The organism is Pseudoflavitalea rhizosphaerae, assembly GCF_003991355.1.
GTDB lineage: Bacteria > Bacteroidota > Bacteroidia > Chitinophagales > Chitinophagaceae > Pseudobacter > Pseudobacter rhizosphaerae.
Genome location: NZ_RCSU01000013.1, coordinates 121838 through 138749 on the forward strand (window position 1 = coordinate 121838; position 16912 = coordinate 138749).

The following is a 16912-nucleotide window of genomic DNA, read 5'->3' on the forward strand; positions in this document are numbered from 1 at the left end:
GTTCGCCGGAGGCGAACAAAAATAAGTCACTCGCCGGAGGCGAGCGACTGCCTGCACGCTGATTATTTCTTATACACCACGCCATCTTTCATCACAAAACTCACTTTACCCATCACCTTCACATCGCGTTCCGGATCGCCTTCCACTGCAATGATATCGGCCAGTTTACCTTTCTCAATACTGCCCAACTGATCACTCACTCCCAACAGGTCAGCTGCACTTACCGTGGCTGACTGAATAGCTTTCATCACCGGCATGCCCGCTTCATTCATATAAACGAACTCCATCCAGTTCTTTCCATGCGCATACACGCCGGCATCTGTGCCGAAGGCGATCTTCACCCCTTCCTTATAGGCTTTGGCAAACATGGTCTGAATTTTAGGGCCGATGGCCAACGCCTTGGGCGTTACCAGTTCAGGATAATACCCGGTTTTCTTTGCGGAATCAGCTACTGACTTCCCGGCAATGATGGTGGGTACCAAATAAGTTCCATGCTGCTTCATCAACGCAATCACTTCATCATCCATATACGTTCCATGTTCGATGCTGTTCACACCGCCGCGCACAGCGCGTTTCATGGCCTCTGCACCATGACAATGAGCCGCCACTTTGAAACCATAATCCTTTGCGGTTTCCACAATTGCTTTTATTTCATCTTCCGTGAACTGTGGGTTCTCGCCACTCTTCGCCACGCTGAGTACACCTCCGGAAGCTGTGATCTTGATCAGGTCTGACCCATCCTTGTACCGCTGACGAACCGCTTTGCGACATTCATCCGGTCCATTGGCAACGCCTGCTGCCGGGCCGGGATCTCCCTGCAGGTCTTTGCGATAGCCATTGGTTGGGTCAGCATGCCCGCCGGTAGTGGCAATGGATTTACCCGCCGTGAACACACGGGGACCAACAATTAATTTCTTATTGATAGCATTACGCAAAGCAATGTTTACACCACTGCCACCAAGATCACGCACAGATGTAAAGCCAGCCATCAATGTACGATTACTGAACATCACAGACTGAAAAGCATAATCGGCAGGATTCAATGTAAAAGTTTCCAGGTAACGGTTCGGATTGGTCTCATGCTCCATGTGTACATGACAATCGATCAAACCCGGCATCACCGTGGACCGCTTCAGATCCATCACAATATCAGCACCGGTTCCGGCAACATAACCCTTTTGTATATCCGAGATCTTATTCCCTTCAACGATGATGGTCTGTTCAGTACGCACTGAACCATTCTTTACATCTATCAGCCGGCCACAATGTAAGAGCGTGCGCTGCGCAAACAATAATACAGGAATGAAAAACAGGAAAAGTAGAAACAGCTTTCTCATGTAGCAGAAGATTGGTTTGTTCCCTTAAGATACTAATTGCAGGGAGAAATCCTATGCCCGTTCAAACAAAAATCCCCTGCATCAAATGCAAGGGACCCTGAATATTAAAAGCTACGGAACTACAGCCTGATTGTTGTTGTTACAGTTATAACAATTACAAGTTAGGCTGCGGTGTGTAGCGCAGGTACGGTTTTACCACATCAACTCCTTTGGGGAATTTCTTGATGGCATCTTCAGTAGAAACTGCAGGCACCACAATTACATTCTCACCATTTTTCCAGTCGGCAGGCGTTGCTACGCTGTAGTTGGCGGTCAGTTGCAGAGAGTCAACCACGCGCAGTACTTCGTAGAAATTCCTTCCGGTAGAAGCGGGGTAAGTGATCATCAGTTTCACTTTCTTATCAGGCCCGATCACAAAAAGAGAACGAACAGTGAAAGTTTCTGATGCGTTGGGGTGGATCATATCGTACAGCCCTGCTACTTCGCGGCTCTCATCAGCGATGATGGGAAAGCCCACGTTACAGTGCTGCGTTTCGTTGATATCTTTAACCCAGCCAAAGTGTTTGTCAAGCGGATCAACACTCACAGCCAGTACTTTTACATTGCGTTTTGCAAATTCCTCCTGCAGCAGTGCAGTCTTTCCCAGTTCGGTTGTACACACAGGCGTATAGTCGGCGGGGTGAGAAAAGAGGATGCCCCAGCCGTTGCCGAGGTATTCATAGAAGTCCAGGTCACCGGCAGTAGTCTTTGCCTTGAAGTTGGGAGCTATGTCTCCTAATCTTAAACTCATAATTCAAACATTTATGGTTATTAAAATCTGTTAGCAGAAGGGTAACGAAGATACTGATATCCTACCAAAAAAGTAGACTAATTTGTTAATTCTCGAATTTGCTGTCAAAAGGTAAGAATTATTAGATTACTCCGGGCGGCCGGGGAGATGCGGATCGGAGCGCTGGGGCTTGTTTCCATTGGCTCCGGTGGCCTTGGAGATGGCGTTTTTCCCAAAGCGGTTCTTTACATCGTCGATGGCTTTATAGAGTTCGGTCTTTCGCTCCACATTGCTGAAAAGATTGGTCTGCACAGCTTCGCCGGTGAGTTCGCTGAGGCGAACACCCAGGAGCCGCACGGGAGTGCCTTTCCTCCAGAGTTTGTGGAAGAGGTCACGGGCCTGGGGCAGCAGCTCATCGTCATAAAAAGTGTAATCGATGCTCGTCTGGCGGGATGTGGTCTCAAAATCAGGGTAGCGGATCTTCACGGTGATGCAGCCAGCCATTTTATTGTCCTGCCGCAGTTCGTACGCTACTTTCTCTGTCATATGCACCAGCTCGGCCTCCAGCCTGCTGACGTCCGTGATATTCTCCTCGAAAGTGTTCTCTGTGGAAATGCTCTTGGCCTCATGATAAGGCGTTACCTCGCCATTATGGACGCCCTGGCTCTTCCACCACAGATCCCCTCCATATTTGCCGAAACGCTTTTCCAGGAGCTCTATGGGCGTTTCACTGAGATCTTTGATAGTGGTGATGCCGATGGCCTGCAGGGATTGCCAGGTCTGCTTTCCCACGCCATGGATCTTGTTCACGGTGAGGGGCGACAAGAAATCCTTTTCACGACCGAAAGGGATAAAAAGATAACCATTCGGTTTGGCGGCATCGGTGGCGATCTTGGCGATCATTTTGTTGGAGCCCAGTCCGAAGGAGATGGGAAGACCGGTGGTATCGATGATCTCCTGGCGGAGGTCGATTGTCCACTGGTAGGGCTGAAAGTATTTATCCATTCCGGTGAGATCGAGATAGAACTCGTCGATACTGGCTTTCTCGAAAAGCGGCGCCTTACCGGCAATGATATTGGTAACGATGCGGGAATATTTGCTGTATTCGCCCCGGTGGCCTTTTACAACGATGGCTTGTGGACAAAGCCGCATGGCCGTTTTCATGGGCATAGCCGAATGGATGCCGAATTTACGGGCCTCATAGGAACAGGCAGCCACCACTCCCCGCTCACGACCGCCTACCAGGATCGGCTTGCCTTTGAGGGTGGGGTCCAGCAGGCATTCCACCGATACGAAGAACGCATCGAGATCGAAGTGCGCAATGATCCTTTGTGGTGATTTTCCCATTTCTACTGCAAGTTACGCAATAGTGAAATGTTTATTTTTGTTGAATTGGAAAACAATATCGAGATACTTAAACAGCATGTTTTTGCCATGCAGTCCCTGCCGGACCATGTTTGGGAACCTTTCGCCCGGATCTGGCAAACCGTTGAGTTCAAACGTAAGACAGTACTCACCATTGCCGGAGAAACGGAACGTCATCTCTACTTTGTACTGGACGGCGTGCAGCGCGCTTTTCATATGGACGATCATCATCCGGACGCCACCATCGTTTTCACCTATCCCTATTCCTTTGCAGGAGTAGCAGACAGCTTTCTAACGCAAACGCCCAGTCGATTTTTCTTCGAAACGCTTACCAGTAGCAAAATGCTGCGGACCTCGCACCAGCAGGTAAGACAGTTGACCGATAAACATCCCGAACTGATGGCATGGATATTGAAAGCCACTGCCTTTGCACTTTCCGGAGTACTCGAACGCCAGGTGGAATTGCTGAAATTCAGCGCCGAAGAAAAATTTCGCATCCTCCTCAAACGCAGCCCTCATGTTCTACAAATCATTCCTCACAAATACCTCGCCTCCTATCTCGGCATCGATGCCAGCACATTCAGTAAATTGCTGAGCACTGTCCGCATCGAATAATTACTCAGCGTGTGCCTGTCGCTCGCCTCCGGCGAGTGACTTATATTTCTTCGCCTCCGGCGAAGCTCCTTTCAAAATCTTGGTGCAGACCAAGATTTTCCGAACCGCCCCTTTCTAGCTTTGCTGTAAATAAGAGAAAAATGAAAAAACTGAACAGCTCCAACACCCTCGAACTACTGGAAAACGATACAAGACAGATCATTCTCAGCCTCCGTCAACTGCAACAGCAGGACCCGGAAGTGCTGCTGCAGGCACCGGCGCCCGGCAAATGGACCGTGGTTCAGGTTATTGAGCATCTGAATACTTATGGCCGGTACTATCTTCCGCGGATCAAAAAGGCGATAGTGGAATCATCCGCCGGTTATGAACCTTCCTATAAACCCGGGTTCCTCGGTAATTACTTCGCCAATTCAATGCTGCCAGACAAGAACGGAATGATCAAAAACAAAATGAAGGCTTTCAAAAACCATATACCTTCTGTTGACTTAGATAGTCATACCGTTCTGAATGAGTTTCTGAAACAGGAAGAAGAACTGTTGGTGTTATTGGAAAAAGCGAAAAAAGTTCCACTTGGTAAGATACGTATCCCTATTTCAATTGCATCATTCATCAAACTGAAATTAGGTGATACTTTCAGGTTCTTCATCGCGCATCATCAAAGACATTTTGTACAGATCAGCAATATTCTGATTACTCTGGGTGCCGGCAGTCGCTCGCGTCCCCGCGAGTGACTTATGTTTGTTCGCCTCCGGCGAACACTGTGTCGCCGGAGGCGACGGAATAAAAGTCACTCGCGGGGACGCGAGCGACTGCCGGCACGCTGAACTTCCAGTAGTTCTCCTGCACAGCTATCACTCTCCCATCCTTCTTGATTCCACTTCCACTCCGCTTCTGCGACCGCTGTTCACTTTTACATTTTTATTGCCAAACCTCCAGGTGAAGGCAAGTTTCACAAAGCGGCTCTCCATCTTGTTGCGGTTGTAAGAGCTCACGCCAAATCCTTTCACATCAAATACCGATACATTGGTATTGAACAGATCGGAAACATTCAGGACCACCGTTGCCTGGTTGTTGAACAATGATTTACTTACACCCGCATCCATCGTGAATACAGAGTTGATACGGTATGCGCCGATTATCATCGGGCTGGTATAAGAGCCGAACAGCTCAGCCTTGAAACCTTTCGGCAACAACAACATATGCTGGCTGGTGATATTGGCAGTGACAATACCTTCATTCTGATCCGGATCAGCCGTATTGTATTTGCAATACATCGCATTCACTGTATTGGTGATATTCCATTTTTTGCGCAGCCAGGAAATGGAATGCGATACAGTGGCATTCAGCATATCTCCGGTACCAAGATTCTCAGACCGACTGATCACGGAACCAGGCAATGCACCAGGGCGATACACTTCAGACAAGGCATCCATATAATGTGTGTAACCGATGGAACTGAACAACTCGTTCTTAAAACTGTGCGATATCTCAATTGCATGTGCAATACTCGGCCTGATCTCAGGGTTGCCCTCATAATAACTGTACTGGGAACGGAAAACGATAAAAGGATTCACCACGTCAAATTTGAATCGCCGGATGCTCTTACGATAGCTCAGGCTCAACTCATTCTTTTCATCAGCGGTGTAAGCAATGTTCACTGTAGGAAATACATTGAAATAATCCCGGCTGCTCTTTTTGTTCCAGGTAACCAGATTACCTCTCGTTTCTGTTTCTTCCACGCGCAAACCGGCCTGTACACTGTATTTTCCCATTTGCTTCCCCGCGTTCACATAAGCAGCGTAAATATTTTCCTGGTAGATGAAATGATTGGTACGGCTACTGTCGGTGATCCATTTGTTGCTCAACATCTCTTCCCACAAAACATCATTGTCAGTTCTGGTGAAAGTGGATCTCAATCCTGTTTCAATCCTGGCAAATTTGGTGGGCAATGCATAATCGATGGAAATGGATTGCACCCTGTTGGTGGCCGGCGACTGATCACGCAGGTCATAGGGAGTTTGACATTCTTCCCCTTTTGTATCATAATAGCGTGTGATGAAATCATCATTCCATTTTTTATCGTACACAAAATGATCTGCATTCACAGACAGGGAAGCGCCTTTCGCATTGATGGCCCATCTGTAAAAAAGATTTACGGAAGGTGTGCTGATGCGGGAATACGCGTTGCGACCGGTAGTTACAACTGAATCGGTTATAGATGAATGATTGAAAGATCCAGCTTCATTGATGGCAATGCCGCCTTTCACCATCAGGCCAATAGTATGTTTAGGGTCGATACTGTATTCCAGTCCGGCTTTCAGGAAATGACTGCTGTTCTCTCCCACGCGATGGGTATTATCGAGGAGACGGTCTTTTGAAGTAAGCGCACGGCTGGTGAAAGCATCGCTGTATGTTTTCGTGTAACGATAATCGTAACTACCCCAGGCATTGATCTGTTGATTACGATAATTGAGTGAGCCGCCAAGATTATAACGCCCATAGCGTCCGGCGCCTGCTCCGGCAGTAAGCGTTCCATTTGTACCGAATTTCAGGCTCTTGGTGGTAACGATATTGATCACGGCGCCACCGGTAGCGTCATATCGTGCTGGCGGATTGGAGATCAGTTCAACTGTACTGATGGTATTGGCCGGCATGCTGCCGAGGAAATTACGGAGCTCCTCTCCTTCGAGATGACTGAGGTGGCCATCCAGCAGCACCACAATCTTCTTTCCACGGAAGGAAAGCGCTCCATTCTGATCGATGATACCAGGACCGCGTTTGATCACCTCCCAGGCATTGCTGCTGGCAGCGATGGGGCTGCCCGCAATATTCAGCACCACTTTGTCGCCTTTCTGTGAAACGAAAGGTTTGGCGGCGGTAACGGTTACGGCAGATAAATTCTTTGCAACAGGTTTGCTGCTATCCTGGCTTTGTGCATTTGTTGCCAGTGAAAAAATGGACAGGGCTAATATGATGGTAAAGGTCCTCATATGCGTTTGTTTTATTTTGATTGTGTTGATCATGAAGCAAACCTACTATGCCGGCCCCGCGGGGAAAAGGCAGCTTCGGCAAGCAGGTGTTGCCGCTCTGCGAAATTGAACGGTACGGATTTCGTCGAAGGAATTTCCGATCTTGTCGAAACGGACCCGGTGCAAGCAGCTTAAATTGTAGTCTTGCCGGTCAACATCAAACTCAATATGAACGCAATCACCACTACCCAACGCAGCCGGTTCCCGCTGGTCTTTGAGCTTATGGTTTGGCTGATCTATGTTTGCCTGTATAAATATTCTTTTTTCCTGGATCAGGGCCATCTTCCCAATCCACATTTCGATAATTTTCCCTGGCCGCAACTGATCATCTATTCCATTGCTATGACCTTGTACACTATTCCATTTTACAGGATCATCGCTCCGAAACTGTTGCTGGCAAAACGTTATGGATTCCTGGTGCTGACTATCATCCTGTATTTCTGGATACTGCTGAAGCTCAACAACTGGCTGGTGACCTGGATCTTCCAGGCATTGCACCCTTCCGGTGACCTGGGACTCTACTATCAGCAACAACATGCCATTGCATCAGATAAGCTCAGGTATCTTTTCGGATGGGCGCCCAATACTTTATTGACTGACCTGCTCGCTTTCATGTCAGTAGCCTTCATGCGCTATGCATTCGAAAATGAAAAAAAGAAATTCCTGCTGGAGCGTGATAACCTGGTATTGCAACTGGAATCCCTGAAAGCCCAGCTGCATCCCCATTTCCTGTTCAATACGCTCAACAGTATTTACGGCATGAGCCTTACCGGTAATAAAGACACCCCTTCTTACATTCTCCGGCTTTCGGAAATGATGCGGTATATTTTGTATGATTGCCAGCAACATTTCGTGTCATTGGAAAAAGACATTGCTTTTATCGAAAACTATGTGGCCATGGAAAAAGCGAGATATCCCGAAGCAGATATTTCATTCTTAATAAAAGGAAATGCCGGTGGGCAGCAGATCGTACCCTTGCTGTTCATCCAGTTTATCGAGAACAGCTTCAAACATGGTGCGCACCGCGTTACTGAAAACGGCTACATTCATGGCTCGTTGGAATTGAAAGACGGGCGGCTTCATTTCCATCTCGTGAATGATGTACTGCCTCCACAAACGCTGCAAGCCACCATTCCACATGCGAAGGAAGGAACAAACTATGGCGGCATCGGTATTCAGAATGTGCAGAAAAGATTGGAACTCATTTATCCTAACCGGCATAAGATGAGTATCAAAAAAGAAGAGGACCAATACGAAGTAAATATCGATATCTTGTTATCAACTGTCTCATAAACCTTAAGCATACCCGAAAAACTTATGATCAAATGCCTGATCTGCGACGATGAACTGATGGCCCACCAGATCCTGGAGGCTTATATCCTGCAAACACCAGGACTGGTACTGGTGGCCAAATGCCGCAATGCACTGGAAGCTTTTGCCAAACTGGAGCAGCAAAGCGTTGACCTAATTTTCCTGGACATCGAGATGCCACTGGTGAATGGTATCAATTTTCTAAAAACGCTCAATAACCCGCCCAAAGTGATCTTCACAACTGCCTATTCCGATCATGCGCTGGAGAGTTATGAATTGAATGCGGTGGATTACCTGCTGAAGCCATTCTCACCGGAACGCTTTGCCAAAGCCGTGGAAAAAGCGAAAGCCCTGATCGGGGCGGGTGGTAATACTTCGGAAAAACAGGAAGAGACAGGCGCACTGGTGATTAAGGAAAAAGATGGGCTCATCCGTGTGCAACACAACCAGATCCTTTATATCGAAGCATCGAAGGACTATATGAAGATTGTGACCAATGAGAAAACCTACCTGGTGCATATCACGATGAAAAAGCTGGAAGAATCTTTACCGGCCAATCAATTTGTGAGGACCCATAAATCCTTTATGGTGGCGCTGAAAGCCATCCGGATGCTGAAGCCAGAGGAGCTGGTGCTCACCAACAATGCAGTGGTGCCGGTTAGCATCAATTACCGGGATATAGTTGCGGAGAAGTTCAAATCCTGATTACCTGAAAATATCCAGCAGGCCATCCGGCAGTTGAACATGCACTTCTTTTTTCTTCTTGTCAACTTTCAGTAAAGTTTCCGGGTGCATCGGAATGAGTGCTTCCTTGCCATCCAGATCAATGCGGCAGAGGAGCTGGTGAGGTTGTTCTATCACTTCCAGGATCTCGCCGATATCGGTGCCGTTGTCTATGATATGGAAGCCGAGATAAGAAATAGGTGCGGTCTTGTTGGTGAACTGCTGAACAGTTCCTTCGGGTAACCATACCTGTTTCTGGAGAAAGTTGCGGGCCTCTTCTTTGGAGTTGATGCCTTCGAGTTTGATGAAGAGTTCGGTCTCGTTTTTCACGCGTGCCTCTTCTACAAAGTATGGGAGCAGTTCATCGCGTTTGATTTCGATGAAGATGGCCGGAACGCCTTTGAGGGCAGTTTTCTGGCCCAGGTGGTGGACCAGCACCAGTTCTCCCTTCACTCCGAAAGTGGCTGCTAATTTTCCTATACTGTTGTAATTGGTCATAGTGTACGCGTGCAAGTTAGTGAGTAGTGACAAAAAATCCCGATGAAAGATTCACCGGGATTTAATAGCTTAATTCCATGCGCTAATTAAGACTCGCTTCTCTTCGGACCGGTGGGAGCCATCGGGCGACGAGGACGACGATCTCTGGCATTAGCTTCCTGGCGCTTTTTCAGTTGCGCCTCATGCTCTGAATGCCAAACCTGGAATTTCTCCATAGCAGCAGCATCATCGAACAGACCGAGCTTAACACCACGCAGCAGGTGTTTCAGATAAAGCACTCCTTTGAAAGAAAGGATCCTGCGAACAGTATCTGTAGGCTGAGCACCTTTGTGCAGCCAATCAAGCGCCTTCTGGCGATCCAGTTGAACACTTGCAGGAACTGTAAGAGGATTGTAAGTACCGAGCTTCTGAATGAATTTACCATCTCTGGGTGAGCGCGCGTCGGCTACTACGATGAAATAGAATGGTCTTTTCTTAGACCCATGTCGTTGCAGTCTGATTTTTACTGGCATTTTAAATAGACATTTAAATGCGTGAACAAATAGGGTTACAATTTAAAAAATGTCAAGGATTGCAAAGGTAACAATCGCACTGACTTTGCCAAATTTAATACAATTTGTATATAAAAGTCAGCAGGACATAAAAAATTTACATTCGTCGGAAAATCAACGCCGGCCAAGCCCCATGCGGCCCATAGGCATTTTATTCATCATTTTCATCATGTTTTTCATCTGCTCAAATTGCTTCAGAAAACCATTGAGTTCATCCATGCTTTTTCCTGCTCCTTTGGCAATGCGCGTCTTGCGACGGGCATCCAGAATATCGGGGTTGGCCCTCTCTTCAGGGGTCATACTATTGATCAGCGCTTCAATGCCTTTGAAAGCGTCATCGGAGATATCTATGTCTTTTACAGCCTTTCCAACACCGGGGATCATACCTAAGAGGTCCTTGATATTTCCCATTTTCTTGATCTGCTCCAGTTGCTGTTTGAAGTCGGACAGGTCGAACTGATTCTTACGGATCTTCTTCTCCAGCCTCTTTGCCTGCTCTTCATCGAACTGGGCCTGAGCCTTTTCTACCAGGGTGGTGATATCACCCATGCCCAGGATACGCTGCGCCATACGTTCGGGATAGAACACATCCAGGGTATCCATCTTTTCACCACTGCTCACGAACTTGATGGGCTTTTCCACCGTGTATTTGATGGAAAGGGCCGCGCCACCGCGCGTATCACCGTCCAGCTTGGTGAGTACCACACCGGTAAAGTCCAGGCGATCATTGAAGGCTTTGGCTGTATTTACAGCGTCCTGACCGGTCATGGAGTCCACCACAAAGAGGATCTCATTCGGTTTCACAGCGCTTTTCACATTGGCCACTTCGGTCATCATCTGCTCGTCTACGGCCAAACGGCCGGCTGTATCGATGATGAGCACGTTCTTATTTCTGCTCCTTGCCTCTTTCACCGCATTCTCTGCGATCTGAACGGCATTCTTGTTTTCCGGTTCACTGTATACATCCACGCCGATCTGCTCACCCAATACTTTCAGCTGGTCGATCGCCGCAGGGCGGTAGATATCTGCAGCCACCAGTAATGGATTCAGTCCTTTTTTGGTCCTGAGGTAATTGGCCAGTTTGGCACTGAAAGTGGTTTTACCGGAACCCTGCAGACCTGCGATGAGGATCACAGCGGGGTTGCCTTTTGACTGCAACTCACTCTCGGTACCGCCCATAAGCGCCACCAGCTCATCTTTCACGATCTTCACCATCAGCTGTCCGGGGCTAACGGCAGTGATCACTTTCTGGCCCATGGCCTCATCCTTGATCTTATCGGTAAACTCCTTCGCAATTTTATAGTTGACGTCGGCATCCACCAGTGCACGGCGTATATCCTTCACCGTTGCAGCGATATTCAACTCGGTGATCCTGCCTTCACCCTTGATCTGTTTAAAGGCCGATTCTAACCGCTCTGTAAGATTCTGGAACATGTTTTTTCAATTTTCTAAAAAGGAATCGCGGGGCCGGCCGTCCAACCAGGGACAGTACAGACCCCGCAATGACTTTATTTTCAGCGGGCAAATTTACAGTAAGATTATGAAGTGTAAAGTTTCTTTCGGGTATAATTACAATTTTACGGGTTATACGCCCAGGTAGCTACGGAGGGCTTTTGAACGTGAATTGGTTCGCAACTTGGTGATAGCCTTGTCTTTGATCTGCCTCACGCGTTCACGGGTGAGGTTGAATTTGTCGCCAATATCTTCCAGGCTCATTGGATGGTCCACCCCGAGGCCGAAGAAATAGCAGATCACCTCTTTCTGCCGCTCGGTCAGCATTTTCATGGACCGCTCGATTTCCTGTTTAAGGCTTTCCCTGTGCTCGATATTGGCATTGGCATACTCGGCATTAGGATTGACCAGCACATCCACCAGGGTATTGTCTTCCCCTTCAGATAGTGGCGTATCCATGCTTACATGCCTGGCGGCGATACCGAGTGTGGCAGACACTTCTTCGGTTTCCAGCTCCAGCAATTCGGCCAGTTCTTCAGGACTGGGCTCGCGCTCAAATTCCTGTTCGAGTTGGGAGAATGCTTTCTGGATCTTGTTGGTCAAACCAACTTTGTTGAGTGGGAGACGAACGATACGGCTTTGTTCAGCCAGCGCCTGTAAAATACTTTGGCGGATCCACCACACGGCATAGGAGATGAATTTAAAGCCGCGGGTTTCATCAAATCGCTGTGCTGCTTTGATGAGGCCGAGATTGCCCTCGTTGATAAGATCTGGAAGGGAGAGGCCCTGGTTCTGATACTGCTTTGCCACGGAGACTACGAAGCGGAGATTGGCTTTGGTCAGTTTGTCAAGTGCAGACTGATCGCCCTGTTTGATTCTACGGGCGAGACGCACTTCCTCTTCAGGGCTGATCAATTCAACTTTTCCGATTTCCTGCAGGTATTTCTCAAGGCTCTGAGATTCACGATTCGTAATTGATTTCGTGATCTTGAGTTGACGCATACTCATAGGTTGAGGTCGTTTAAAGGGTTTTTAAGGTTTAAAGGTTGCCTGGTATCCATGAGAAAAACGTAACAATGCCGGTTTTCTTATATTTTGATCGTCAACTTGTAAAATGCCTGCTGAAGCAATTTAACCAATTCAGGATCATTTTCCAAAAAAAAGAATTCTAAACAACTGGTTTCCAGCAGCTTTAAACTTTTTCTCGCCAATGTTATCTTTCCCTATCTTTAACGGCGCCTCCAACAAAAAAATTTTTAGGGTTATATTATTTTTCTATTATTGCAACACAGGTTTTATAAAAAGTTCAATAAAAGGAGTAGATGAGTAAGAAACAACAATTTACGTTAGAGTATCCGGTAAGATGTTCTCCTTCCATTTTATACGAATTCCTCAGTACGCCAGCCGGTTTGCAGGAGTGGTTTGCAGATAAAGTGGACGAGCGCGATAATGTATTCAGCTTTTCCTGGAATGGTTCAATAGATAAAGCAGAAGTTACAGAGAGTGAAGAAGACAAATTCATTCGCTTCCACTGGCTGCATGCACCAACCGATGAATATTTTGAATTCCGCATCGAGAAATCAGAAGTGACCAACCAAACGATCCTTGTGATAAAAGACTTTGCTGATAAAAGTGAAGTGAAAGATCAAAGTCAGTTATGGGGTTATCAGGTGAAAGATTTGTTCCATCGCCTTGGCAACTAAGCCATGAGTGCATTGAATATGGCGCGGTACAGGGTATCCGCCGTATTCACAGACAGATTCCACATCTGCAGCGGTATTCTCACAGACAACTTACAGAAATCAGTAACCGAAAGTATGTCTTCAACTGCTTGTTCACTCAGGCGGTCAAGTGATACATAATTGGTAGGGGAAAAGTCGTGCCGCCACTCATCTTCTCCTACACATAAATAAAAATTGCATTCCTGCAGCAACATCCTGTTCCGCAGCAGCACTTCCCTGAACTGTTGTTTATACACTCCGCTCAGGTGTAATGTGATACTGAAAAAATTCCCCCACCAGAACATCGTTCTCACTGCAAACACTGCATCCTTTCCAAAATACCTCGGGTAATCCAGCATCACCCAGGGCAATCCCTCATATTTTTCTCCCTTTGATATCTTCGCTGAAGAAGCCAGCACTTCTGCCGGTAATGGCGGTCCCAGCTCTTTCATAAGCCGCTGTATCAATACATGCATCTCCCCCATCGCCTCCACTGCCTTATTAATAATGGCATTCTTTGTTAAAAGCAATTGAGCATTTTGAACGAATGCCAATTCATCTTCCGAAAGCTGTATTTTTGTTGGATTCATGTATTAAAGGTAACTAGCAGTATTGTGATCAAAAAACTGGATATACTTGTACTCAGGGCATTTATAGGCCCCTTTATCGCCACCTTTTTCCTCACACTCTTTGTGCTGATCCTTCAATTTTTTTGGTTATGGATAGACGATTTCGTTGGTAAAGGGATCGATGGCTTCGTAATGCTGCGCCTCATCACCTATCTCAGCGCCACCCTCGTCCCCCTCGCCCTCCCACTCGCCGTACTGCTCAGCAGTATCATGACCTTCGGAAACCTCGGTGAAACATTCGAACTGGTGGCCATCAAATCAGCCGGTATCGGCCTCATGCGCTTCATGCGCCCCTTGCTGATGGTTGCCGCCTTTCTTTCTATCCTGGCCTTCCTCTTCAACAACTATGTGATACCGGTAGCCAACCTCAAGATGAGAACCCTGCACTCAGACCTCATCAATAAAAAACCTGCCTTCGATCTCAAAGAAGGTGTTTTCTATACTACCATTCCCGGCTTCGCCATGAAAGTGGGAAAGAAAGAACAGGACTCGATCCTTCACAATGTGATCATCTATGAAGAAGCCAGAACACAGCTTCAGGACAATATGATCGCAGCACGCCGCGGCGTTATGAAAGTAACGCCGGACAAGATGTTCCTCGAATTCAAACTCCAGGACGGATGGCGCTACCAGGAAGAAGGCAACCGCAATACCACCAATACACAGTTCACACGTCTCGGCTTCAAGGAATATAAAAAGATCCTGGACCTCAGCGCACTCGCCTTCAACCAAACATCAGACAGCGTTTACCGCAACCGTTACGAAATGCTGAACGTTCGCCAACTCAGCGTTGTGATCGACTCACTGGAGCGCGATACAAAAAAAGTGGAAGACCGCACGCGCAGCGACCTCCAGGTATACCTCACTTTCAACAAATATATCGATACCGGCTGGACCAAAGTGAAAGCCGCGCCCGTTCCGGATTCCATAAAATCATTCGCCCAACTCATTCCGGACAGTCTCCGCAGCTCCGTGGTTGACATGGCCTCATCCTATGCCAGCTCCATGAAATCCGCTGTGGAAGGCAGTTCCATCGAATATGAGAACAAGCGTAAAGACCTTCGTCTCCACCTCATGACCTGGCATGAGAAGATCACTATGTCGCTTGCCGTGCTGGTGCTCTTCCTGATCGGTGCGCCGCTGGGCTCCATCGTGCGCAAGGGCGGGATCGGAACACCTGTTGTGTTTGCAGTGATCTTCTTTGTGATCTTCTTTTTGCTGAACAACTTCGGTAAGAAATTCGTGAAGGAAGATGTGCTGACGCCGCTGGGAGGCATGTGGATGGCCACTTTCGTGCTGGTGCCGATTGGCATGTTCCTCATTTACAAAGCACTGCATGATTCACAGCTTTTCAACAAGGAGTTCTATTATCGGTTGTTCAGGGGCGTTAGAAAGATGATTGCCAGGATCAAGAAACCGAAACCACAGCTGGCAACTAATGTTCCTGCTTCTGCTTCTGATGAAGATGCAGCCTGATCTTTTTTGTCGCAAAGGGATATGAACGCCGCCTGGAAAACAAACCAGCGCGGGAGAATGAATTTTGAGCTGTGGGGAGGAGAGATTGGGCTATGGTAATTCTTTTGGGCTTCTTCGCTTATGTTTTCAAGGCCGGGCTTTTCATATCACCTTTGCTCCATCACGATGCAGGTGCAGCATTTTTTTACGCAGGAACATCCTTCACTTCTATTATCATCTCCAGATAAATATCTTTCAATTCATCACTGATTGACGCAATCATTTTTCTGAATTTAGAATTGCTAAACAATCAACCAACAGCGCTTGAATTCTTAATCTCATTCAAGCAGACTCGTTTCATTTCGCCACTTGAAAATATAAGAATCATTACTCCATTTGACATCAGTTTAGCTACAACATCATCATTCATTCACCAACCGAAATCATCAATCATCAGCTGCACCAACATTACGATAAAGCAACCGAAACATCGTCACGATTCACCCGGAATAAACGCATGCCGGAATTCGCCCACCCACTCGAACAGCAACTACCTCTCGCCAAATTAGTGTGCCCATCAGCGTGAGGGTATAACAATTCAGGCCTCCGAAACGTAAGCGATGAAGTTCAATAGAATTACCGAACCCATCATCCTCCCTTACAAAAGCCCATCAATATTCTCCCGCGCTGGTTCGTTTCACAGCCGGAATTGTTATATCCTCACGCGCAAAAGCCATTTCAACTAAGCTAGAAGTTCGGCTGCAGCGGATGCTTGGTATAGAACTCCAATACATGCGCAACAACCTCTTCGGGTGTGTCTGCAATTTTGAGGAGATCGAGGTCTTCGGGTGAGATGTTGGATGCCTGTTTCAGCATGATGTCCTGCATCCAGGCAACGAGGCCGCTCCAGTAGTCGGCGCCAACGAGGATCAGCGGGACCTGCAACATTTTACCGGTCTGAATGAGCGTTATCACTTCGAAGAATTCGTCCATTGTACCGAATCCACCGGGCATCATTACGAAGCCCTGGGAGTATTTGGTGAACATCACTTTGCGGACGAAGAAATAATCGAAATCGAGATTCGCATCGCGGTCGATGAAGGGATTGGAATGTTGCTCGAAAGGGAGATCGATATTGAGACCAACGGATTTACCGGCGCCAAGCTGGGCGCCTTTATTGGCAGCTTCCATGATACCAGGACCGCCACCGGAAATGATGCCGAAACCTTCCTCTGCCAATCTTTTGGAAATCTGAACGGTGAGCTCATAATGAGGATGCCCGGGTTGAGTGCGGGCAGAACCGAAAACGGAAATGCAGGGACCAATTTTGGCAAGCGCTTCAAATCCATCTACAAATTCGGCCATGATCTTGAAGATCTGCCAACTGCTGTGCGCTTTGCTCTCTGACCACCTGCGTTGCTTACTCTTGCGGATCGTGTCGTTCATACTTTGCGTTT

16 protein-coding genes are annotated in these 16912 nt (G+C 47.5%); 6 read left to right on the top strand and 10 right to left on the bottom strand.

Going from position 1 to position 16912, the window contains the following annotated elements; translation table 11 throughout:
• Positions 1–62 precede the first annotated feature (62 nt).
• The 3 genes from D9Y29_RS20710 to dinB form a co-directional block, all read right to left on the bottom strand.
• A complete protein-coding gene (locus tag D9Y29_RS20710) occupies positions 63–1337 on the bottom strand; it encodes a metal-dependent hydrolase family protein (RefSeq protein ID WP_127131846.1) in 1275 nt (424 codons plus the stop codon).
• A gap of 154 nt (positions 1338–1491) precedes the next feature.
• Complete coding sequence (locus tag D9Y29_RS20715; RefSeq protein ID WP_127131848.1) at positions 1492–2127, bottom strand: peroxiredoxin; 636 nt, start codon at positions 2125–2127, stop codon at positions 1492–1494.
• 126 nt (positions 2128–2253) lie between these two features.
• Positions 2254–3453 (bottom strand): DNA polymerase IV, encoded by a 1200-nt coding sequence (dinB, locus tag D9Y29_RS20720; RefSeq protein ID WP_127131850.1) that lies wholly within the window; start codon positions 3451–3453, stop codon positions 2254–2256.
• Between the two features lie 45 nt (positions 3454–3498).
• Between dinB and D9Y29_RS20725 the strand changes: the two genes are divergently transcribed.
• Positions 3499–4086 (top strand): Crp/Fnr family transcriptional regulator, encoded by a 588-nt coding sequence (locus tag D9Y29_RS20725; protein WP_127131852.1) that lies wholly within the window; start codon positions 3499–3501, stop codon positions 4084–4086.
• A gap of 140 nt (positions 4087–4226) precedes the next feature.
• Positions 4227–4817 (top strand): DinB family protein, encoded by a 591-nt coding sequence (locus D9Y29_RS20730; protein WP_127131854.1) that lies wholly within the window; start codon positions 4227–4229, stop codon positions 4815–4817.
• Positions 4818–4937: 120 nt separating this feature from the next.
• Here D9Y29_RS20730 and D9Y29_RS20735 read toward each other — a convergent pair whose 3' ends face one another.
• Complete coding sequence (locus D9Y29_RS20735) at positions 4938–7076, bottom strand: outer membrane beta-barrel family protein (protein WP_164735503.1); 2139 nt, start codon at positions 7074–7076, stop codon at positions 4938–4940.
• 183 nt (positions 7077–7259) lie between these two features.
• Here D9Y29_RS20735 and D9Y29_RS20740 point away from each other — a divergent pair, with 183 nt between their 5' ends.
• Positions 7260–8408 carry a sensor histidine kinase gene (locus D9Y29_RS20740; protein ID WP_127131858.1) on the top strand — a complete coding sequence of 383 codons (1149 nt, stop codon included), beginning with the start codon at positions 7260–7262 and terminating at the stop codon, positions 8406–8408.
• A 24-nt stretch (positions 8409–8432) separates the two neighbouring features.
• Positions 8433–9131, top strand: a complete 699-nt coding sequence (locus D9Y29_RS20745) for a LytR/AlgR family response regulator transcription factor (RefSeq protein WP_127131860.1) — start codon at positions 8433–8435, stop codon at positions 9129–9131.
• On the opposite strand, the gene rimM is transcribed toward D9Y29_RS20745, so the two are convergent.
• The 4 genes from rimM to D9Y29_RS20765 all read right to left on the bottom strand — a co-directional run bounded on the left by rimM (position 9132) and on the right by D9Y29_RS20765 (position 12652).
• Positions 9132–9647 (bottom strand): ribosome maturation factor RimM, encoded by a 516-nt coding sequence (gene rimM, locus D9Y29_RS20750; protein WP_127131863.1) that lies wholly within the window; start codon positions 9645–9647, stop codon positions 9132–9134.
• 86 nt (positions 9648–9733) lie between these two features.
• A complete protein-coding gene (gene rpsP / locus D9Y29_RS27120; RefSeq protein WP_127131865.1) occupies positions 9734–10159 on the bottom strand; it encodes a 30S ribosomal protein S16 in 426 nt (141 codons plus the stop codon).
• 153 nt (positions 10160–10312) lie between these two features.
• Positions 10313–11632: a signal recognition particle protein gene (gene ffh / locus D9Y29_RS20760; protein ID WP_127131867.1), complete on the bottom strand. Its 1320-nt coding sequence runs from the start codon at positions 11630–11632 to the stop codon at positions 10313–10315.
• Between the two features lie 150 nt (positions 11633–11782).
• A complete protein-coding gene (locus D9Y29_RS20765) occupies positions 11783–12652 on the bottom strand; it encodes a sigma-70 family RNA polymerase sigma factor (RefSeq protein WP_127131869.1) in 870 nt (289 codons plus the stop codon).
• Between the two features lie 320 nt (positions 12653–12972).
• Here D9Y29_RS20765 and D9Y29_RS20770 point away from each other — a divergent pair, with 320 nt between their 5' ends.
• A complete protein-coding gene (locus tag D9Y29_RS20770; RefSeq protein ID WP_127131871.1) occupies positions 12973–13353 on the top strand; it encodes an START-like domain-containing protein in 381 nt (126 codons plus the stop codon).
• Here the strand turns inward: D9Y29_RS20770 and D9Y29_RS20775 are convergent.
• Positions 13350–13961, bottom strand: coding sequence for a hypothetical protein (locus D9Y29_RS20775; protein ID WP_127131873.1), 612 nt, complete (start codon positions 13959–13961; stop codon positions 13350–13352). The two genes, D9Y29_RS20770 and D9Y29_RS20775, sit on opposite strands and share 4 nt — an antisense overlap.
• 24 nt (positions 13962–13985) lie before the next feature.
• Between D9Y29_RS20775 and D9Y29_RS20780 the strand changes: the two genes are divergently transcribed.
• Complete coding sequence (locus tag D9Y29_RS20780) at positions 13986–15476, top strand: LptF/LptG family permease (protein ID WP_127131875.1); 1491 nt, start codon at positions 13986–13988, stop codon at positions 15474–15476.
• A 726-nt stretch (positions 15477–16202) separates the two neighbouring features.
• On the opposite strand, the gene D9Y29_RS20785 is transcribed toward D9Y29_RS20780, so the two are convergent.
• Positions 16203–16901 carry an LOG family protein gene (locus tag D9Y29_RS20785; protein WP_127131877.1) on the bottom strand — a complete coding sequence of 233 codons (699 nt, stop codon included), beginning with the start codon at positions 16899–16901 and terminating at the stop codon, positions 16203–16205.
• Positions 16902–16912 lie beyond the last annotated feature (11 nt).

Excerpts from the sequence above, each read along its gene's own strand:
- D9Y29_RS20710 (WP_127131846.1), bottom strand. The coding sequence starts at position 1,337 with ATGAGAAAGCTGTTTCTACTTTTCCTGTTTTTCATTCCTGTATTATTG.
- rpsP (WP_127131865.1), bottom strand. The coding sequence starts at position 10,159 with ATGCCAGTAAAAATCAGACTGCAACGACATGGGTCTAAGAAAAGACCA.
- D9Y29_RS20775 (WP_127131873.1), bottom strand. The coding sequence starts at position 13,961 with ATGAATCCAACAAAAATACAGCTTTCGGAAGATGAATTGGCATTCGTT.
- D9Y29_RS20765 (WP_127131869.1), bottom strand. The coding sequence starts at position 12,652 with ATGCGTCAACTCAAGATCACGAAATCAATTACGAATCGTGAATCTCAG.
- rimM (WP_127131863.1), bottom strand. The coding sequence starts at position 9,647 with ATGACCAATTACAACAGTATAGGAAAATTAGCAGCCACTTTCGGAGTG.
- D9Y29_RS20785 (WP_127131877.1), bottom strand. The coding sequence starts at position 16,901 with ATGAACGACACGATCCGCAAGAGTAAGCAACGCAGGTGGTCAGAGAGC.
- D9Y29_RS20770 (WP_127131871.1), top strand. The coding sequence starts at position 12,973 with ATGAGTAAGAAACAACAATTTACGTTAGAGTATCCGGTAAGATGTTCT.
- ffh (WP_127131867.1), bottom strand. The coding sequence starts at position 11,632 with ATGTTCCAGAATCTTACAGAGCGGTTAGAATCGGCCTTTAAACAGATC.
- D9Y29_RS20715 (WP_127131848.1), bottom strand. The coding sequence starts at position 2,127 with ATGAGTTTAAGATTAGGAGACATAGCTCCCAACTTCAAGGCAAAGACT.
- D9Y29_RS20745 (WP_127131860.1), top strand. The coding sequence starts at position 8,433 with ATGATCAAATGCCTGATCTGCGACGATGAACTGATGGCCCACCAGATC.
- dinB (WP_127131850.1), bottom strand. The coding sequence starts at position 3,453 with ATGGGAAAATCACCACAAAGGATCATTGCGCACTTCGATCTCGATGCG.
- D9Y29_RS20730 (WP_127131854.1), top strand. The coding sequence starts at position 4,227 with ATGAAAAAACTGAACAGCTCCAACACCCTCGAACTACTGGAAAACGAT.
- D9Y29_RS20735 (WP_164735503.1), bottom strand. The coding sequence starts at position 7,076 with ATGAGGACCTTTACCATCATATTAGCCCTGTCCATTTTTTCACTGGCA.